The sequence below is a fragment of the Bacillus sp. EB01 genome (assembly GCF_000613125.1).
GTDB lineage: Bacteria > Bacillota > Bacilli > Bacillales > Cytobacillaceae > Bacillus_D.
The window spans coordinates 4,590,302-4,610,487 of sequence record NZ_HG964497.1 but is presented as its reverse complement, the minus strand read 5'-3'; the positions used below and the strand labels follow the sequence as shown (position 1 = coordinate 4,610,487).

The window sequence follows — 20,186 nt, the reverse complement described above, 5'->3', positions numbered from 1 at the left end:
CTATAGGTCTGCAATAGTCTTGTCCACTAGATTGTAGGCTGGATTTTTCTCTTTTTTATATCTAGACATTAAATTAATGCTGTGATTTAAACTTAATAAAGAATATGCAACTAATTCAGAGTTAGCCTCTTGCGAAATTTCTCCTTTCTTTTTTCCTTCTTCAATGACTTGCTTAAATACCTTCTCAAGTTCATTAAAATCATTTAAAAGCATTTCTTCTATAGAAGGATCAATATGTCCAATAAGAAGTGAAGAATTAGTTATAATACAACTTTTGGGAATGTCATCTGAATAGCATTCTTCAATATGTTGATAAAAAAAGGATTTAAGTGATGCTTTAGTGTCTATCCCGCTAAAAAGCAAATTTCTTTTTCGATAGCCATAATTTTTATAATGTTCTAAAACCAGTTTGAAAAGTTCTTCCTTATCTCCAAAACTATCGTAAAGGGTAGATCGACTAATTCCCATCGTTTCAATAAGATCTGAGATATATGTAGCGTCATAGCCTTTTTCCCAGAATAAATACATAGCTTTATTCAAAGCATGTTCTTTGTTAAAACTAATACTTCTACCCAACTTATAACACCCCCTTCATATAAGTTAGTATAAATGTTTCGGAACGATAAGTCCAGAATAACTTATCTTGAAATCAAGGCTTCTGTTAAAGGGAGCTTCTTCAATAAGAAGGCGTCTTTTTGTATGGATAACATTTTTAAGGGATTAAGTTTTATTTTGCGCGGGGGCATGTTCATAGGAATCAGCGTTTGAATAATAAAAGCTACTTACTTTCTTGGTGAAAATCTAGTCGCATTCCAAAACTTTGACCTTATTTGACAAAATAGTTATTATATAAACAAGGGACAAGAGTCAAATAATTCAGTTTGAATTGAATTTTCGGATATAGGTGATTAAATTGAGTAATGCTGTTAGCGCAAGGATTAAGGGTGACGATTATCAAGCATATATGTTTTGGATCAAAGCATGTCAGCTTTTTAACCCCGATACAAGAATTGATAAAATTATTTATGAGGATGACCAAGCAAAAGCATGGGATGACGTGGTTATCCATTATAAAACTCCTGAAATAGATACATACGGTGATCCGGTTTATACAGATTACCATCAAATTAAATATCACGTTACACAAGGCGGCTCTATTGGATGGGAGAACCTGCTGGATCCAAAATTCATTAATGCGACGTCGGTATCGTTTCTACAGAGATTGCATACAGCTCAAAAACAATTGGCTCCTGATGGTAAGGGCTGCCGTTTTAATTTGGTTTCACCTTGGCAAATCCACCCGGATGACCCACTAGCCAAAATTGTTAATACCCAAGAAGGCGAGCTTCAATGGAATAAATTATCCCCAGGAGGAGATAAAAGCCAAATGGGGAGAATCAGAAAAGCGATGAGAGATCATCTAGGGTTAACCAGTGATGACGACCTCAAGGTTGTTTTACGCCCTTTACGAATCGTGCATAATTCCAATAACGTCAAACAGATAAACGAACTCCTTAATGCAAATCTTAGGGCTTCCGGGCTAAAACCTGTCGATCCCAGTAAAATTGGGAACCCCTATATTGACCTAATTAAAGGGCTGCTCATCAAAGGCATAAATGTTTTTACAAAAGACATCCTCATGGATATATGCAAAAGAGAAGAGTTGTGGGTTGGAAATGTATTAAATGAAACGCCTGCTATACCAATAGGCATTCGAAGCTTTAAACGCGGTACCGGCAATATGGAACAAGATACAAAGCATATGCTCTGTTTATTGGAGCACTTTGAAGAACGGAACATTAAAGACAAATCCGCCTGGAACAATCCTATAGTTGCTAAAATCGAACAATTTATAGCATCATCAACGAAAGAACAGGTTCCATATCATATCCATTTGGATGCCCATTATTCAATTTCATTCGCTGCCGGTTACTTTTTGGATTCGAAATCCGGCGTTGACGTTGCTCCCATACAGAAGTTTGATGGTCTTCAAGTTTGGAAGCCAGACAAAAAAGTAAAGTATGAGGACTATCCGGGATGGATACATGAAGAACATTTGAGAAATGAAGATAACAATGATCTCGTTATTACACTCGGAGTTCGCCACAGTACAATTGATGACGTTAATTATTATCTTGAACAGGTCGGTATCCCGGTAAGAAGGGTGATTAATTGTACTATAGAGGGTGGACCTGGGGGAGCAGTTATTGAAAATGGGGATCACGCGTGGGTACTCGCTGATAAAATTACCTCTTATATAAACGAAAGACCATTTAAAGAAAGACTGGGTCATATACACATCTTTCCGGCTGTTCCAAATGCGTTAATTTTCTTTATTGGACAATTCGCTAGAGCGTTTGGACCGTGTACATTGTATGAATATGATTTTGAGAAAAGGACGCCTGGAGGATATGAACCTGCCATAACACTACCGCCAAAGAAAAAAGGATAACAGGGGGAAAAGGGATGGGAAAACTAGTAACCTATTTTAATGATTTTCTAGCTGACATTCGACTGACAGGAAATCAGGTTGACGATCTAATCACTGGTCATACAACGCTGCGTAATCGCCTTAAAGCAGATGAAGATCTTTCAAAGATAATCGTCAGCACCTTTTTACAAGGAAGCTACAGGCGTGCCACAGCAACACGTCCAAAGAGCGGTAAGCGGTCAGATGTCGATGTGGTCGTGGTAACAAACCTTGATAAGGAACAGTATACTCCGGAAGAAGCCCATGATTTATTCATTCCGTTTTTGGACAAGCACTATAAGGACAAATATCGTATTCAAGGGCGTTCACTGGGAATAGAATTAACGTATGTCGATTTGGATTTGGTTGTTACGTCCGCTCCATCTGAAAGTCAACAAGAATTATTGGAAGATGAAAACTTTACTACCGATTATTCTATTGAAGATCTATTTGACAATGTTAGTTCTCGTTCATCCTCCCCTTCAGAGGATGCATTGTCCAAGTCGTTGACCCTATTTGAAAAATCAGTAAACGAGGCAGTCTGGAAAACCGAACCGTTGTTTATCCCAAATAGAGAAGCGGAAAAATGGGAACCAACGGACCCTTTGGCGCAGATAAAATGGACATGGGATAAAAACAAAAACTGTAACAAGCATTATATCAATGTCGTAAAGGCATTAAAATGGTGGCGTCGAGTGGATGACCCCGATGGAAATCATCCGAAGAGCTATCCGCTGGAGCATCTAATTGGTCAATGCTGCCCGGATGGTATCGGCTCCGTTGCTGAAGGTGTAACCTTAACACTAGAAGCTATTGTTGCTGAACATCCTACCAAGCCTGAAATGCCAGACCACGGGGTACCGGAACACGATGTTTTTGAACGGTTAACAGATGAAGAGTACGATGCTTTTTATGAAAGGGTAAAAGAAGCAGCGAAAATAGCTCGAGAGGCATTGGATGCTGAATCTGTTTATGAAAGTGCAATGGGATGGAGAAAATTGTTCGGCAGCAAATTCCCTGAACCGCCAGAGCCTAAAGATAAAAAGAACGGATTTACCGAAAGGGAACAAAAAACAACCATTGGAGGAAATCGGTTTGCTTAGTCGGCAACAAAAAAGACCGAAACGGGAAATGCTAGCCGCTAGAAGAATGGTCGAAGGGTTAAGTGAAGTGGAGATACTAGAGGATGTAATGTGGGACCCATTGATAAACAAATGGGTCCTTCTTTGTAAACTGTCACCAAACTTCCAGTCAAATGGTACTATCCCAGTGTCGACTGACTGGTATGTACATATAGACGATTCGTATCCTTGGGGCAGTATAAGATTTTATCCGGCAAAAACTGACGGGTTAAAAGGTACTTTCCCGCATCAGAATTACAATGGGACAGGTAGAAAGGAAGCTCCTTGGACTACAGGAAACCTTTGTCTCGACAACAGTTACAGTAATTTAAGGCACCTAGGCTTGGACACAGAGCCGTTTGATTCAGAACGACGGTTGTTATGGCATTTTGAAAGAGCTATTAATTGGCTAATTGATGCGAACGAAGATAAGCTGATTAACCCCGGAGATCCATTTGAACTACCCGATTTTAATAAAGGCACATTAAACACCATTGCGTTTTGTGAAAGTCCGGAAACCTTCTCGATATGGCGGGATAGCAAAAGGACCTATGGGATCGCTGAGTTAGTATTCTTTAAAAAAGAAAAGCCATATATTATGGTTCCAAAAAAATTTGCAACTGTTACCGGAGAAGTCGTATTTGAAGCGGCATGGGGTGCGGGTATACTTGGTACCAGGTCTGAATCAGATAGTGTCATAGCGGGTTGGGTCTTTTTAAAAGATGTGCCAATCATTCCCCCATGGCAAGCTCCCATGACTTGGAGTGAATTAATTTCTGTATGCAGAAAGCAAGGAATTGAATTGTTGCAGTGGATAAGTAAAATTGTTCCGTTGTTACGCGATGGTAAAGCGCATATTTTTCTGTTTGGATTTCCTATTCCAGATCGAGTCCAAGAAAGCCCCAAACAAGTGTTTTGGCAACCGATACACTTACCAAAGCTGAGCAACGTAAAGAATAACCTGGCAGGTTTTCGTAGTGTCGAGAAATACAATTGGTATCGAGATACAAAGAGAATATTCGGGACTAAAAAACCTATCAACTGGTTAAATGCTGAAAATTGGCATGAGAGCGAGCTGTTTAACAGGGGCAGGATCAACAAAGAAACCCGGAATTCTTTCATTCTACAATTAGGTGCTGGTGCTGTCGGATCGATGGTTGCTGAACTTTTAGTCCGCGGTGGGCAAAAAGACATAACAATAATGGATGATGATCTCTTGCAAGCAGGAAATATAGTTAGGCACACATTAACAATGAAAGAAATATTAAAGTTCAAGGTTGATAGCCTGACTGAGCGTTTAAACCAAGTTTCGCCACATAGCAATGTAACCGGGATTCGCGAGAGGTTTTCATCTAAAGCTAATCATTCAGTTAAACCTGACGACTATGATATTATTTTAGACTGCACCGGTGAAGACGAAACCTTGTACCACTTGACACAAGTTCAGTTTAAGGAAACCAAAACATTCCTATCAATTTCATTGGGATTCGGGGCAAAACGTTTATTTGTGTTCTATTCTAGCGGCAAAGCGTTTAGTCAGGATGCTTTTACGTCTTTAATGCGACACTGGATTGAGAGTGAACAAAAGGAAACGAGTGAAGTCGATTTTCCTCGGGAGGGACTGGGCTGCTGGCACCCAATTTTCCCAGCGAGAAGTGACGACGTATGGCTGATGGTGACAACTGCTATTAAGTCAATGGAAAGAGCAATTACAACAAAAGAAAACAAGCCTAAGCTTCTAGTCTATGAACAACAATGGGAAGGCGATCTGTTTAAAGGAGTTATGCTGGTAAGCCAGGAGGAATATGATGAGTAAAATTCTATACCTGAATGAAGAGGGATCATTCGGAATTGAAATAGATGAGAGCAAGATAAACGCCATTTACGACATGTGTAAAGAATCATTTCCTAACGAAACCGGTGGAATACTAATAGGGAAGTATTCTTCAAATCTTAATCGTGCTCAAGTGAAAATAGTTACTGGTGCTCCAGTTGATTCAAAATGTGGACGAACCTGGTTCCACAGGGGAACCAAAGGGCTTCAAAAATTGTTGGATGAAGCCTGGGACCAGTATGGTATGTATTATTTAGGTGAGTGGCATTACCACCCTGGTGGTAATCCCTCACCAAGTATTCATGATATCGTGGAAATGAGTAGGATTTCAAAAAATAATGCATATCATTGCCCGGAGCCGATTTTAATTATCGCTGCCTGTTCCTCAACTGAGAATTCGAAACTCGGTGCTTATATCTTCACTGCTAGCAAAAAGCAAATTACATTAAAACAACAAAATGAATAGAATTTTAAAAAAGTTAAAAGCTGAGCATTACCTGACATATCTTAGTAGGTATGCAAAATATCTTTTGATAGTTCAGTATTCTTCTGGTTATTGCGAAGTGATGAGAAAGAATGAATCATCCAACAAAGTAGAACTTGTTCATTTTTCCGAGCTAAAATTGAAACTGTTAAGTAGTATACGTTTGTTTTGTACCATAAAATCAGGTATCATCCCGAAGGGATTAAGGTTGGACATACCCATTTATTAATTCGAATATCCGTTACTTCCGATGAGCCGCCATATTTGGCGGCTTTTTTATAGCGATTTTCATTAAACAATTTACCGGTTTTCAGGACTCCGCGATTTGCCATATAACTATTACATACAGCTCACTTCTTTACGACTAATCTTGAAGCGGTAAGAAGAAGCATATTAAATGGTTTTCTGTGAGAAGACTCCTCTCTATGGATAGAAATTTAAAACCATATTTTTGTATAATTGTTGCAACCATCCATTTTGGGCTTCGTCTAAAGTTTGAAAGGGTGTGGAAGATGTTAAGAAAAAAGAAGAGTGATTATATGGAAGTCGAATTTTCGAGTAAAGAAGAAACCTTAGAATGGCTTATGAATGAGTACGGTAGAAGTGTTGTACGATTGGCATTTACTTTTATGAAAAAGGAACAGTTAGCTGAAGATATTGCACAGGAGGTTTTTATAAAATGTTATGAGAAATTAGACACCTTTCGAAATGAGTCTTCTTATAAAACATGGATCTACCGTATTACAGTGAATTTGTGTAAGGATAGGTTAAAAAGCTGGAGTTATAAAAACATTATTATTGCTGAGCTTCTGTCGAAAAAAAGCACTAATTTTAAAACCCCAGAGAGTGAATTGATAAACGTAGAAAACCAAAAAGCCCTATCGGTCAATGTCTTATCTCTTCCAATTAAGTACCGAGAAATTAATATTTTATATTATTATGAAGAATTAACGTACAACCAAATAGCTGAATTGCTGAACATTAGTCTTCAAACCGTAAAATCCAGGTTGCACCGAGCCCGACTTTTGTTGAAAAAAATGATTGAAGGAGGCAAGAGTAATGGATGATAGGTTTAATAGGTTAAAAGAAAGTATGGATAATACGGTTTTGAAAAATCTGGATTTCAGGGAAAGAAATAAGGCTCAGGTAAGAAACGCTATTTACAATCCAAATAAAAGCAAGAGTTTCAAAAGTGTATTTCCATTAATAATAAGCCTCAGTTTTACCTGTATTTTTATAGTTGGAATTAGTTATTTCAGCTTAGAAAAATCAGGGGTAATTCAAGAAGGGGGACAAGCATCGGGTGTTGGGGGAGAAAAAGAGGTTCAACAGAAAAATGAACCTTCAAATGAAAAAATTAAACCTGCGTCCAAAAGTGAAGAAAATTATGATGCTATGGAAAAAGAAGATGTTTTAAATAAACTTTTAAACACAGTTGACAATTTCCAAACTGCTTCAGGGAAATATGAGATATTTGATAGGTATTATGATGAATCTACCAGTCAACGAATTGTCGAATTTAAAACTAGTTTAAGTGACCCTATTGGAGGTTATGAAAAAGCGTTAAATCTTCCAGATAAAAAGGTGAAAGGAGCAAAGCTAACAACGAATGAATTGTTTTATAACGATCAGAAAATTTGGAGTTTAAATGATGATAGCAAGACTTATTCTTCTAACGATTATGCAATTGAACCGAAGAGAGAAGTTGTTAAACCAGAGGATGTTTTTTCAATACCTATCTATAAACTTTATGATTCCAGTGATAAATTTAGGGAAAGACCGCCAAGTGGGAGTTCAGGCTTACTTTTGTTCCCTTACGAGATGACAGTTAAATATTTAAGATTTACGGATCAATGGAAGATTGAAAAGCAAAACGAAGAGTTATTTGGTCATAATACTATTGTTTTACATGGAAGTGTTGATAAGAGTGTTGTCAATCGTGTGCAACCAAATGAAAGCAGCTTTCGCTTCTGGGTCGATAAGGATACTGGGATATTAGTACAGTATGAAATCTACAACGATAAAGGAGAAGTTATTAGTTATCTCCGTTCAGAAACACTAGAAGTAAATATTCCGATTGATCCACAACAGTTCGTTCCTAAGCTTGATAATTTTACTAGTGCAAACCCTGGACCTGCTTCAAATATTGATCCTGAAGAAACTGAAATAGAGGTTATTGAACATGCTGATACCATCCCTGAACATGTTGGGGCGGTTTTAGAAATACTTCATAAAGAGACACCGTTCATATATGAATTTTCAACTTCACAGTTAAAGATTCATTCTGCCAGTCTAGAAAGATACAAACAATTTAATCATGCTTATTTGACCTATGAAGAACCAGGTTCAAGCGTTGTATATGTTAGAGCCTATCATAAGGACTCAACTGTTCGTTCAAACTGGGTTTATAATTGGGAAAAAGGTAAAGAACTAGATCAATTCAACTTAAATGGAATTGAGTGGAGAGTTTTTGAAGTGAAAGACAATCCAGATCATTACCTTATTGGAAGTAAAGGTGACTTTACGTATGAGATGATTTTTCAAGGGGACTCTAATCTACAAGAAATTAGTGAATTATTAAAATCGTTTAAAGAGAGTGGTTCTAGGCATTAAAAGAATCCCATGTTTTGAATAAAACCGAAAAAGCAACTGATCCAAGTTTGAAGGCATCCCGAATTAATTTTGGATGCCTTCTTGACAGTGTGCTCTATAAATCGTTACTCGGTTGTAGAAATAACAAAACCGGAAACTTTCCGGACAATTTATCAAGGTTGCGTGAAAAATGAGCCGTAAACAATGAGCTATGGTACGACAAATCGTATTTTACTAATTTCACATACTATTGAAGGCATCCTTAAACAATCGGGATGCCTTCTTTTTCTTCCCGTCATATGTATCAAAGCAGGAAGGGTCCAAAACGAATACATCCTATCTATTAAGAATATAGATGTACGAGGAGGTGTTACATGTCAAAGGGAAAATACAGAAGATCTTCAAAGACGAAATCCCAAATAGAATGGATCATCATTAGTTGCATTGCTCTCTACGCAATTGGAAAAATATTGTTTGGATGGTTGCAGCGGTTAAAGGAAAATTTTGTTTTAATGATTCAATCGATGAGCTTAGTTGAATGGAGTTTAAGCGTTGTTTTCCTTGCATCTCTGGCTTACTTGTTACACACGTTGATAAATTTGCGAAAAACAAAACAAGCCCAATATATACGCAATCAAGCAAAAGCAAGGGTATTGAGAGGCTCAGCATATCAAAAGTTGATGACAATGAACTCGGCGGAATTCGAGAAGTATATTGCTGACCTCTTTACCTGTAAAGGATATACTGCAGAGCTTACTCCTTTGACTGGGGATGGAGGCAAAGACATTATTCTTAGAAAAAATAAGGAAGTATCGGTTGTGGAATGTAAAAGGTATAGTGAAACCAATAAAATATCAAGACCTGATATTCAAAAGTTTCACAGCGCATTGATCGATATGAACGCGAAGGAGGGTTACTTCGTAACCACTGGTTATTTTACTGAGCCGGCAATGAAATATTGCATAGATAAGCCGATAAAATTAATAGACCTCCCACGATTAATGGAGTTAATCGAGGAAACAAGAGTTGGATGATTACGGACAAACCATACTAAAGGGGTTGATTTAACTTGTATGATAAACCTCTAATTGTTCATCCTAATAGTCGGAACATATATGTTGTTGAGGACTTGGATATAACAGGGGAAGTAAGTCAGCAACTCGTCCAATTTGCAGATCTAAAACAAGCACCTGAACAAGTACATACTTACACTATTTCTCCTTATACATTGTGGACAGCCAAGGCAAAGGGAATGGAAGCAGATGAAATCGTTTCTTTTTTGGAAACAAATTCTCAAAACAAGATTCCGGATTGGTTCAAATCCACCATCCAAAAAGATATAAACCAATTTGGTTCATTAAAATTTTCAGTAAGAGGCGATGATTTAATCCTGACGGGAAGTACGGAAGAAATAATAAAAGATATCAAAGGTTTAGAGGAGATTACAAACAAAGGTTATGTGGAAGTGAACACTACCACTTTAATGTTCAAACTGAGGTACCGCAGGGAAATTAAAAAAATATTGTTCGATATGGATTACTTTGTTAAAGATGCAGTTTACCAATCTGGTGAGGAAATCGATATCCACCTCCTTGAGGGTAATCTCGCAGATTACCAAACTGAAGCTATAACCTCATACATGAAATATAACGAACAAGCTGGCGGAGGAGGAACCATAATCATGCCGCCGAATTCGGGAAAAATTCTGGCTGGTTTAAAGATAATGGAGAATCTTAAAACTTCAACACTCATAATTGTTGAGGATAAGCAAAGAATGGATAAGTGGCACCAGGAAATCATGGATAGAACAGATGTACATGAAGGAAACATTTCTTTATTCGAAAATTCAGAGGCTGCAATAAAGCCTATTACAATAGGGACTTATGATACGATTTCTGCAAATGTTGAGAAAATGACTGGCTTTGGCTTTGTTATTTACGATGATGCGCATAAACTCCCAACTCCGACTCATGAGGTGACAACTGAAATTCACTCCAAAAATAAACTAGCGTTGGCTTCAACACTGGCACGCGCAGATGGAGGAGGAAACTTGGTTTTTGCTCTTATTGGACCCAAATGGTATGAAGTTTTGCACAGAACATTGGTTCATAAAAAATATCAGGTACCGGTTAATTGTGTAGAAATTAAAATTCCATTGCCTACAGATGAGCGCAGAGAATATGAGAGAAGAAATCCCAACAATAAATACAACCCCGATTCAAGTAATTCCTACAAAAGGGAAGCTGCTAGCATTATCTTACAGAAGAAAAAATCAAAACGTGCTTTACTGGTCACGTATTATTCTCCCTTAATTAAGAAATATGCTGACTCCTTTGGTTTACCCTTATTAAGCAGCCATTTGAACGATGAAGAACGAAAACCGCTCATCGAGACTTTCAATAACCAAGAGGTCAATAAACTTGTTACAGCTTCTAAGCTTATAGAGAATATGCAGCTTAAGGCTATTGATACTATGATATCTCTTTCTTATCACCAAGGGTCAGAGCGGGAGGAATATCTACGGTTAGGAAAGCTATTACCTGCGGATGGGGGTAAAAAAGAGGCGTGTTATTATGCCCTAGTCTCAAGAAATACAGAAGAAGAAAAATTTTATTCAAAAAGAAGAAGAGAAATGATTAACTATGGATTTGTATATAAAATTAGAACTTTTGAGGAACTTGTAGAAAGGGGGGAATTCTTTGAATCATAGGGAAGCCCTTCTTCAATTAACTGGAGAGGAATTATCAAATATTGCGGATATGCTGAAGATCGGTTTGTTTAAAGAATCGAAGCCGCCGTGGATTACAGCTCAAATTATAGGTTTTTATGAAAATGCAAATAAATTTTGTTCTTTGGCAGATCGATTTGGCGAGACTGTTCTAAATGAATTAATAATGTTTGTTCATACCGGAAAACCTTTGGAGGATAGTCATATTCAATCGTTCAACCAATATGGGATTTTTGTTAAATCGCAGATGCCATCTGACCTTAAAAATCGAATAGAAACTTGGACGCGATCTCTCTTTATTAAGAAATTTCCTGACAAAAAGGAGGAGGTAATTCAAAGTTACTTCCTGCAATCCTTTTTGCTCCTGGATTTCCTTAAAAAGGCGGACAGCATAAAACTGAAACAAAGAAAAAACGATAAAAATGTCAATGCAGCGTTGAAGTCCTTATTACTAAGTAAGGACAAATTCTGGGATATACTTAATCACTTAGTGAGAACGGGTATAGTGTCAAAATCAGGGGACATGTATTCTATTAACAATGCAAAGCATAATTCCTGGAGAAAACAAAATGTGGATTTTGCCATAAAACAATTCTACACCGACATGGCAGGCAAAGAAGTCATAAGATTATTAGAAGTGATATCAGCTAAACAACTAGACCATGATGAATGGGTTGAATTAGGAATAATAACCGGTATTTCAGTGGAGTATGATAAAGCTAAAAGTTTAGGTTTAATCTCATCTCGCGTGGAAAGTGGTAAGGAGTATGTCCAATTAAATCCCGAAGCTTGGGTCATAACAAAGGGAGGTTTTCATCCATTATGGAATGAACAATCAATATTGATAACTGCTTCATTTGAGGTGTTTTTTCCTTTTTACCAAGATCCGTTCATATTGAACGAACTCCTGCCTTTTTGTACGTTAAAGGATTCTCACTATTTCCTGGTGTTTGATATAAATTTGGATACTCTATCTAACAGTTATAAAGCATTGGAATACTTTTTCAGCACATTGAAATCAAAATGTAGATATGTTCCGGATGTTGTTATTTATGAATTAGAATCCCGTCTAGCTTGATGGTTTCACCTAATCTTACTGATACATTATAATTGGGGATTAAAGGATATTTTTGTGATTTTTAAGAAGCCTCAAATATGCGAGTGATACCTTCTTGCATATTTGAGGCTTTTATTTCTTTTCACGGAGTTACTGGGAATCACTTGGTGCTCACACACTTAAAAGCGTAACCCCCCTTAATTATTTGATATGATATAGATATCTAGCATGAGTCAAAAGTAAAAACACGATTTGGTTGTCAAATCGATTAAGATACTGAGGGGGTAAATGCAGTGAGCATTTTCAATTCTATTAAAAAGCTGTTTTCCGGGACCGGTAAAAATAATACTGCCGTTGCAGATGTACCCAAGACCCAAACAAAAGAGGAACAGTCAAAATTATTAAGCAAATCCTACCTTAAACAAGTTAATAATACTAAGTACCGAAAACTGTCTACAATTGATGTAACAATAAGCGAAGGCATGTCGTGGGATTCGTTTTTTTCAGTTAAAAAGGAAAACCCAAAATTGATAGGTTTTGATAAACGATCTCGTAAAAAATTCAAACACTTATTTCACAATGAAAACTTGTTAATTGTTCACGCGGCGGGGGCAATTGAATTAATCAGTAAGGAATCGGTCAGAGAATACTCTTTTAAAGGTAGACCTGTAGAAAAGTTCACATGTGTAGAAGCTAATGAACACGGAGCCATCCTTCATCAGAAAGAAAAGGTTTGTTTTGTTAACTTTCAAACCGGAAATGTATTTCAATTTGTATTTTCTTGGCAGCCATTTTCCTTTGCAATGGGCGATACATATTGGTTAATTGGAACGCGTGAAACATACAACGGTCCAGGAGAACTTTATTGCTTTGATTTTGACGGTCAAATGAAGTGGGCATTAGGTTTCAACGAACGCATGAATACTCTTTTTGGTGAATTAGAGTTTATGCCATACACACTCCAGGTATCAGATGACAGTACCGATATTCTGGTGGGCAGCATGGACCGTTTATATCGCCTAGATGGGGAAGGGAACCTTAAAGCTAGAATAGCAATTTCCGAGTTAAAGGAAGCAGAATTACAAAAGAAACAAATTGAGATGCAAAAAGCTTTATCTGTCCCACCAAAAAATGAAGATGAGGCAATTAGCCGAATAGCTGAACAAATTGCATCCCAGTTTATGAGTGGATTTGAGAGAATGACTTTTAACTCCCCTTATGCGGGGTTTGCTCATGATCCTGAAACAGATATGATATTTATCCTTGAGGAAAAAGGAAGAGTATCAGCTTGGGATAGTAGAGGGTCATTGGTTTGGTTAAATGCATTCAAAAACGAAGGCAGATACATTGACTGGATCGATAATAAACTGGTTGTGTCATTCACAAGTGGAGAAACATTTTGGATTGATAGGGATGGAAAGTTTGTTTATGGAGCTAAGCTGCCTAAACAAGCAGACACCATTGCTTTAATTCCGGGACAGGAGAAGTTCCTCGTAGTGTGTCAGGATAATCGCCTGTATGAACTTTCGAAAGAAACCGGAGAAACCATAACGGGTTCTGAGGGACATCCTGGAATGCAATTGTTTACTTTGTTTGGACAAAACGTCTTTTTCGATGGAACAGCTAATAGCCAAGGATATTTCTGGCTTGCCCCACCAGGGCATAGGTGGACGCATTTCGAGGCAAAATCTATCTTGGATAAAACAGATGGAGATTCATTAGATAACCTTGTGGCACCTGAGATAACGGAAACGAAAAAATTCAACCAGGCGTGGGAAGTAAAAGGCGACAAGGATTGGTTAGGGAGTAGGATAGTTGATTTTAAGTATAATCGGATATACGCGGTTGAAAATGTCGAAACTGAGCGGGAGGACTATGACCGGCTCTTAAAAATGACTGAAACGCAAAGGGAAATAGAACGTAGGAGGCATGTATTGATTTGTTATGATTTCGCCTCAAACGTATTGTGGAGAAAAGAGATATTTTCTTCAATGTGGTCTTTATACTTATCGCCTGATGGGGAAACACTCTTTACAAGCATTCCATCAAAAGAAGAAATCACCTATATGCCTGGTACTCTCCTTATGCTCTCAAAAGAGGGAAAAGAAATAGGGAAATTCAAGGTTGAATCACAGGGATTTAATCTCGAATTTATTGAATCTGATTTGGCATTTGTTCGGTTCGCCTCTGAAAGAGGGACTCCGCCGGTACCCGGGTATTTAAAGAGAGATGAAAAAAATAAATGGTTGTTAACATTTGATAAAGAAGAAGATCAGGAAAACGAAATGGATTTCGGAGCGGGAATTAACACTATAGAACTTAAGGCATACAGTTTGAAGAGAACAGGGAAGAAGATATACGTGATTTTGTCAGAGCAAAAGCAACAGGAGTTAAAATTACCCGCCGCGATTTACGAAGCTTACGAAACCCCACAGGGAAACATTTTATTGCGTGTGGGAACAAGGACGATTAGCGTTTATAGTCCAAAGCTAGAAAAAGTATTGGAAATAAAAGAGAATGAAAATATCCTTTCCGTTAGGTGTGGAAGTGAAACCTTCGGGATTATTACAAAATCTGAGTTTAAAGGATATTCAACAGACGGGAAACTACAATGGAAATATAGCTCACTGCCAAAATCCTATGAATCTAAAGCATATTGGTTTCCTGGCAAGGGAGTATACCTCTGGGTAGTTGGCAATAATCTGGAAACTGTTGTAGCTTCTATTGACGAGACAGGTACTGTTCACCATAGCCAGTCGTTCGACAAAAAAGAATATCATTGGGAATTTTCTATATCTCTTGACCAGCAAATTTTTGTAGCTCAGGGAAACCAAAGCGTTAAAGGCTTTAACGTATAAAGAGTGTGACACCTTACCCAGTTAACACCTTTTTAATAAAAACGCTTGTGGGAAAAATAGCTGTGGGGGTGTAAATGGGATGGGAAAAAAGCTAGAGTTTATTTACCAACCAAGTAAGATAGAAATTGATGAGGAGAAGGTAAAAGAGTGTCAGAAAATAATTATTAAATTCTTCGTAGACATAGCGGTGGAAAGAGAACGAGCCTCCAAAAAGTAGGGAGGCTCTTTTATTGTGAGTTTATGCAATTTTCTAGATGATTTCCCTTGGTGGGTAAAGATGGTCAAATCATCAACACGATTAAGGCAGAGATAGTTAAGCATGGAAGATAACAAAGCTAAAGAGCCAAGAAACGTGATAAATAATTACTTATTTATGGAATTTAACAACTTTTCTAGCTCCGCTGATTTTAATAACAGCGTTTTATTAACGCCTGCCAAATAATCCTTTAATTGCCCCTTATAGATAAAGTTACGTAATTTTGAAGCTGAGATACCATATTTCTGAACAGCTTTTGGCACAGTAATGAATGTTTTCTGAAACAAAAGGAGATCGTGTTTGTCAAAAATAAAACTATTACTCCTAGGTTTTGTTTTTGGGATAATAACATGATGTTCTATATACTTATGGAGTGTCCTTTCACTGATACCCAAAATGCAGGCTGCCTCAGTAAACGTGTATCCACGAACATTATGCTTTTCTTCATTTCTCTTCATTGTTAAATTATCAATTTCATGTTTATAAAAAAATATATCACTTATTTTAAAATTTCTTCGGTTTGTTACTCCTTTTATAGCTCCAGTTTTCATTGAAAGAAGTAGGAAGGATATTGAATAGCCCTTAGGAAGCAAATCCCTTAAAGCTATGACTTGATCCGGAAGGTTACCAATCACCTTACATTTCTTTAAAAGCGAAATCAATTCACTTCGCACCAAGTATGTGTTTTTATTTCCCGTTTTATGTTGGGGTTGTAGAAGACCTGCTTGAATTAACTTCAAAATAACCTCTGTGCTGATGCCCAAGAATTCGGCTGCCTCTTTACGCGTAATAAAATCGTTTTCTTGCTTTTTTATAAATTGGAATTCTGATAATTGATCTTTAGTAATTCTATAGCAATACTTTTCCTGACCGATTTTTACAGTGTCAGTTTCGAGGAGTTTATTTTTAAATAATTGATCCATTTTTGTTCTGGAGATATTAAGCGATGCACGAAACTCATTCTTGTTTAGGAAAGTGCTGGTTAATAAGTTAGTTTTTTCGGGGTGAAAAGCTTTAAAATTCAATGGTACCATTCTGTTGCGAATTTTCCGGTTATCGTAGATTTCATAAGCTTTCTTAATGTGACTAAACTCATGGCTAGAAAAAAGTTTCGAAAACTCTCTCCATCTATACTTTCGGGTTTCATATGGTTGAGTGAAAAAGCGGTCAAAAACCAAATGCAAATTCATTGGGAAGTCTTGATACATAAAGAATATATTTGATAAAGCATCCAAGATTTGCTCATTTGTACTACTCCGTGATCTTGATACAAAGTGGGAATGAATTGTCCTTTCAGACGTAAAACTCTTCAATGAGTGAACCATATACATGCTTCTAAGCAACAATTCAATACACTTTTTAATACTTTGGTCTGCCAAAAATCCACTAGTATTTTCGCCTTTTATTTTGTTGATAATCTCGCGTTGGGTTTTCAACGTAAATTCATTTTTTATTTCTATTTTTGGGGCATGTGATAATGGTAAGTGACAGCTCTTGCATTGATCTTTTAATAAAGAGGGTATGTTAAGCCTTTTCTGACAATGAGGACACTTTTCTAGAAGCAAGGATCCATGTCTTGAACAATTCGAAACTATATTTATACTCCACAGCAACTGGTGATGAGGTTCCTCTTTTAAACATTCTGGACAGTATTTTGTCCAATACTTTGTCAAAAAGAATTTTTCCTGTAATTTGGTAAAGTCTTTAGTTATTAAATTGAAGCTACCCCTTGAGAATGCATCCGCTGATATCTCCGTTTTATCTACGAGAAAAGTACATACCTCTTCGGGAAAAAAGTTGGTTTCTACTTCATGCCTTTTTATTTTAAATTCCTTCAAGATAATAAAAGGGGTTTCATAGCCATTAGCTTGTGAAAGTCGCCATAAGTAACTTCCAACACTCTCGTCAGTAAGCAGTCTCGGTCTATTGATAAACAAATGATAAACCTCCTAAAAAGAGGATAACCAAAATTGTTTGAAAATATTCACCAAACAGTTAAAGATAACTACAACAATTATATTTGGACCAAGGAATTGTTTAGATGTCCCGTACATTGCATTAGAACAATCGAAGGGCAATTGTTGATTATCTTAAGGGGAAAAACGGGGAACTTGCAGTTCCGGAAAGATGGCTGATTATTTCCATACAAACTACTCCTGGCAGAGTTAGGAGATACTGTTTGCATTTTGTGCATAATTGCATTGCTTGACGCTTCCTCTCACAATGATGCACAAAAAAGGTAAAAGACATTTTCAAAATAAAATTGGCTGGATGTAAGGGGAAAAAAGTGTTCTCGGCAAACGTTCACATATACCGTCATTATGTCAATTAAAGAAAAAGTTCAGAACCGGTTATGAGCTTTTTGCAAAAATAGAGGATTACATCATTTGATGTAGATTATTTGGTTCATAAGATGTTTCGGAAGAACAATTGAAAAGGCATCTAGGAGGTAGCAAGATTTTTTAAACAGGAAACGAATGTCGAACCGTTCAATTGATCAGCCATAAACAATGGGATGCGGTTCGATCAACCCTATTCGATTAATGGAACAACATACTTTTTTTCGACCGATGAAGAAGCTGTAGAGCAAGAAAATGGAGCAAATTGAGGGATGTCGAAAAAATACAGGCATGAAGTAGCTCCTTTTGGGTAAGTACGAAAAACATTACAGATAGGAGGATTTGATTGAAAAAGTTCCGTGGAAAAAGGCGATATTTTCGTAATTTATCGAGAGAAGTTGCATTAGAAACGTGTAATTTACAATTTGCTAAAGAAGCGTGGTTTGACCTATGGCATTACCATCTCTATTTTTCTGGATATGGAAATCATAGCCTGAGGATACGAAGAAAGCACATTCAGGCACATATAGCCTTATATAAAAATATATTAAAAAGGCTTGAAACCCTTGAAATACCGTACCATTCTTGTTTCACATTGACGATGAAGACGCTGGTGTTGATGCAGTTTTTATTCATACCCCGAATCCAAATGAAGATAATTTTCCTCTTAAAGTAGAAAATTTGAACTGGGATTGCAAAATACCAAATGTTTTCCAAGATTTAATTAATACAAAGGATTTTATTGTCGGACACTATAAAATTGAATCTGAAGGTGGTTACATTATCCAGTCCAAGACTCAGGGAAATAAATTGGATTCTTATTGAACTAGCAAGTGCGTAGATCCAGGAAGGATTTCCGCACTTTTTTATTGAATTCTTTATTAAACAAACGGGGCAGTTTATTCAATAAGCATTAAAAAATCCGTACACTCCCTCTTTAGGAGCCGTACGGATTTTTTCTTTCAATGTTTGAACTTGATGAAATAAGTCTTTTGGCAGCATCGAAAACTGCCGTAAAATGTTTTTTCCCATCTTCACTAACTGTCACAAACACATACACTTGTCTTTTGGGATGATAACCTTCTCCGCCAGTTCTAGACGTACCGTACTTATCAGCTTTTGATAGCACACTATTAATGTCTTGAAAGTAAGTCTTTTCACGGATGTTCAATTTTGCATTCTTAAATTCGATATATTGTTCTTTATCGACTGAATCGTAGAAAGCATCAGCATTTTGGAAACTCATTGCTGAGTTATCAGGGTACTTAGTCCAAAGTTCTTGTGAATTGGCAAATGTAAAATGAACATTTATGGAGAGTATTGCGACTATCAGAAAAATGAGGGAACTTACTTTTTTCATTATTACTCCTCCTTTTTTTGTATTTTCTCCATAATTTTGCTTATTATGTAAGATGGTATTTTTAATCAGTTGTAATCTAACGAGTGCGGAGATCCAGGAAGGATTATCGCGCTCTTTTGTGGAATTTCTTATAAACAAACGGGTCAGTTTAGCACAACAAGAATTTAAATTAACTGTCCATAAAAATAGATTTAAATGGTAAATATTGATTAACGTAAAACGAAAGATAGGGAGGACCCTGATGAGAGAGCCTATGAAAATAATGATATTAGGAATATCCATTATGTTGTTAGCTTTATTTATTCAAAATATATCTAGTTGGGGATCAGGACCTTCAAATGTTGTCCAAATCTTAATTATTATAGGATTCATTTCTACATTGGTAGGATTTTTCTTGAAAAAATAATGAGGTGTTGAAGTGGTGACTAGGGATTTTTTTGTTCAATTCCTTATTGAGCTAAAGGGGCAGTTTAGTTGAAGAAGAATTTTATAAAAATTATAATAATTATAATAATATAAGGATATTGTGGGGGGGAAATCATTGATAAAAGGATTATATGAAGCACATTTACCAGTAAGTGATTTAAATCGTTCAATAGAGTTTTATACTAACCTTGGGCTTGAACTTGACCATACCGTTGAGGATAGGTTGGCATTTTTATGGGTTGAAAAAGATAAAAGTTGGTTGGGATTATGGAAAACCGATAAAGTAGAACTCGAGTATCATCCTTCTATAAGACATATAGCGTTTCAAGTATCGTTAGAAGGATTAAAGAACTCAGTTAGTTGGCTTAAAAATAAAGGATATGAACCCAGAGAGGCTTTCGGATTTGAGCCACTCGAGCCTTTCGTGATGCCTCAAGAGGATTATGCACACGCTAAAATTCATTTTAATGACCCTGATGGTAATAGTTTAGAATTTATATGTAAGATACCTAATCCTAAAAAACTGACAGAACGTATGTATTTGAGTAAGTGGGAAGAAATAAATAAATAGAATACATTCACCAAAGGGGGCAAATGAAAAAAAAGGCTGTCGTGGAGACAGCCTTTTCTTATGATGGTAATAGCAGGTTTGTTCAAGAAG

The 20,186-nt window shown here is 36.8% G+C and carries 16 protein-coding genes; 13 read left to right on the top strand and 3 right to left on the bottom strand.

The features are described 5' to 3' along the window. Positions 1–576 (bottom strand): TetR/AcrR family transcriptional regulator, encoded by a 576-nt coding sequence (locus TY16_RS21660; RefSeq protein ID WP_043933832.1) that lies wholly within the window; start codon positions 574–576, stop codon positions 1–3. A 337-nt stretch (positions 577–913) separates the two neighbouring features. On the opposite strand from TY16_RS21660, the gene TY16_RS21655 reads away from it, so the two are divergent. The 11 genes from TY16_RS21655 (at position 914) to TY16_RS26405 (ending at position 15,361) form a co-directional block, all read left to right on the top strand. Next, positions 914–2,452, top strand: coding sequence for an SAVED domain-containing protein (locus TY16_RS21655; protein ID WP_043933831.1), 1,539 nt, complete (start codon positions 914–916; stop codon positions 2,450–2,452). Positions 2,453–2,466: 14 nt separating this feature from the next. Beyond that, positions 2,467–3,573: an SMODS domain-containing nucleotidyltransferase gene (locus TY16_RS21650; protein WP_043933830.1), complete on the top strand. Its 1,107-nt coding sequence runs from the start codon at positions 2,467–2,469 to the stop codon at positions 3,571–3,573. 28 nt (positions 3,574–3,601) lie between these two features. Next, the gene (locus TY16_RS27220) at positions 3,602–5,407 is read left to right on the top strand and encodes a ThiF family adenylyltransferase (RefSeq protein ID WP_331281084.1); all 1,806 of its coding nucleotides are present in this window, start codon (positions 3,602–3,604) and stop codon (positions 5,405–5,407) included. Beyond that, a complete protein-coding gene (locus TY16_RS21640) occupies positions 5,400–5,891 on the top strand; it encodes a Mov34/MPN/PAD-1 family protein (RefSeq protein ID WP_052342822.1) in 492 nt (163 codons plus the stop codon). The genes TY16_RS27220 and TY16_RS21640 overlap by 8 nt, the downstream gene beginning before the upstream one ends. A 443-nt stretch (positions 5,892–6,334) precedes the next feature. Further along, complete coding sequence (locus TY16_RS21635; RefSeq protein ID WP_331281070.1) at positions 6,335–6,976, top strand: sigma-70 family RNA polymerase sigma factor; 642 nt, start codon at positions 6,335–6,337, stop codon at positions 6,974–6,976. Beyond that, positions 6,969–8,522 (top strand): hypothetical protein, encoded by a 1,554-nt coding sequence (locus TY16_RS21630; RefSeq protein ID WP_043933827.1) that lies wholly within the window; start codon positions 6,969–6,971, stop codon positions 8,520–8,522. Before TY16_RS21635 ends, TY16_RS21630 begins: the two co-directional genes overlap by 8 nt. A gap of 353 nt (positions 8,523–8,875) precedes the next feature. Then, positions 8,876–9,535, top strand: a complete 660-nt coding sequence (locus TY16_RS21625) for a restriction endonuclease (protein WP_052342821.1) — start codon at positions 8,876–8,878, stop codon at positions 9,533–9,535. A 35-nt stretch (positions 9,536–9,570) separates the two neighbouring features. Beyond that, complete coding sequence (locus TY16_RS21620) at positions 9,571–11,211, top strand: helicase-associated domain-containing protein (protein ID WP_043933826.1); 1,641 nt, start codon at positions 9,571–9,573, stop codon at positions 11,209–11,211. Then, on the top strand, positions 11,201–12,307 hold the full coding sequence (locus TY16_RS21615) for a hypothetical protein (protein ID WP_043933825.1): 1,107 nt from the start codon (positions 11,201–11,203) through the stop codon (positions 12,305–12,307). The genes TY16_RS21620 and TY16_RS21615 overlap by 11 nt, the downstream gene beginning before the upstream one ends. A gap of 272 nt (positions 12,308–12,579) precedes the next feature. After that, positions 12,580–15,144: a hypothetical protein gene (locus TY16_RS21610; protein ID WP_043933824.1), complete on the top strand. Its 2,565-nt coding sequence runs from the start codon at positions 12,580–12,582 to the stop codon at positions 15,142–15,144. Between the two features lie 79 nt (positions 15,145–15,223). Further along, positions 15,224–15,361, top strand: a complete 138-nt coding sequence (locus tag TY16_RS26405; protein ID WP_155922302.1) for a hypothetical protein — start codon at positions 15,224–15,226, stop codon at positions 15,359–15,361. Between the two features lie 146 nt (positions 15,362–15,507). Here the strand turns inward: TY16_RS26405 and TY16_RS21605 are convergent, their stop codons facing one another. Both TY16_RS21605 and TY16_RS21595 read right to left on the bottom strand, forming a co-directional pair. After that, positions 15,508–17,337 carry a TniQ family protein gene (locus TY16_RS21605; protein ID WP_043933823.1) on the bottom strand — a complete coding sequence of 610 codons (1,830 nt, stop codon included), beginning with the start codon at positions 17,335–17,337 and terminating at the stop codon, positions 15,508–15,510. A gap of 1,339 nt (positions 17,338–18,676) precedes the next feature. Then, a complete protein-coding gene (locus TY16_RS21595; RefSeq protein WP_043933822.1) occupies positions 18,677–19,099 on the bottom strand; it encodes a hypothetical protein in 423 nt (140 codons plus the stop codon). A 241-nt stretch (positions 19,100–19,340) separates the two neighbouring features. Between TY16_RS21595 and TY16_RS26400 the strand changes: the two genes are divergently transcribed. Both TY16_RS26400 and TY16_RS21590 read left to right on the top strand, forming a co-directional pair. Beyond that, a complete protein-coding gene (locus TY16_RS26400) occupies positions 19,341–19,505 on the top strand; it encodes a hypothetical protein (RefSeq protein WP_155922301.1) in 165 nt (54 codons plus the stop codon). A gap of 135 nt (positions 19,506–19,640) precedes the next feature. Beyond that, positions 19,641–20,096, top strand: coding sequence for a VOC family protein (locus tag TY16_RS21590; protein ID WP_043933821.1), 456 nt, complete (start codon positions 19,641–19,643; stop codon positions 20,094–20,096). The last annotated feature ends 90 nt before the right edge of the window (positions 20,097–20,186 follow it).

Coding starts and splice junctions, on each gene's coding strand:
- TY16_RS21630 (WP_043933827.1), top strand. CDS start 6,969: ATGGATGATAGGTTTAATAGGTTAAAAGAAAGTATGGATAATACGGTT.
- TY16_RS21635 (WP_331281070.1), top strand. CDS start 6,335: ATGGATAGAAATTTAAAACCATATTTTTGTATAATTGTTGCAACCATC.
- TY16_RS21595 (WP_043933822.1), bottom strand. CDS start 19,099: ATGAAAAAAGTAAGTTCCCTCATTTTTCTGATAGTCGCAATACTCTCC.
- TY16_RS27220 (WP_331281084.1), top strand. CDS start 3,602: ATGCTAGCCGCTAGAAGAATGGTCGAAGGGTTAAGTGAAGTGGAGATA.
- TY16_RS21640 (WP_052342822.1), top strand. CDS start 5,400: ATGAGTAAAATTCTATACCTGAATGAAGAGGGATCATTCGGAATTGAA.
- TY16_RS26405 (WP_155922302.1), top strand. CDS start 15,224: ATGGGAAAAAAGCTAGAGTTTATTTACCAACCAAGTAAGATAGAAATT.
- TY16_RS21625 (WP_052342821.1), top strand. CDS start 8,876: ATGTCAAAGGGAAAATACAGAAGATCTTCAAAGACGAAATCCCAAATA.
- TY16_RS21650 (WP_043933830.1), top strand. CDS start 2,467: ATGGGAAAACTAGTAACCTATTTTAATGATTTTCTAGCTGACATTCGA.
- TY16_RS26400 (WP_155922301.1), top strand. CDS start 19,341: ATGAGAGAGCCTATGAAAATAATGATATTAGGAATATCCATTATGTTG.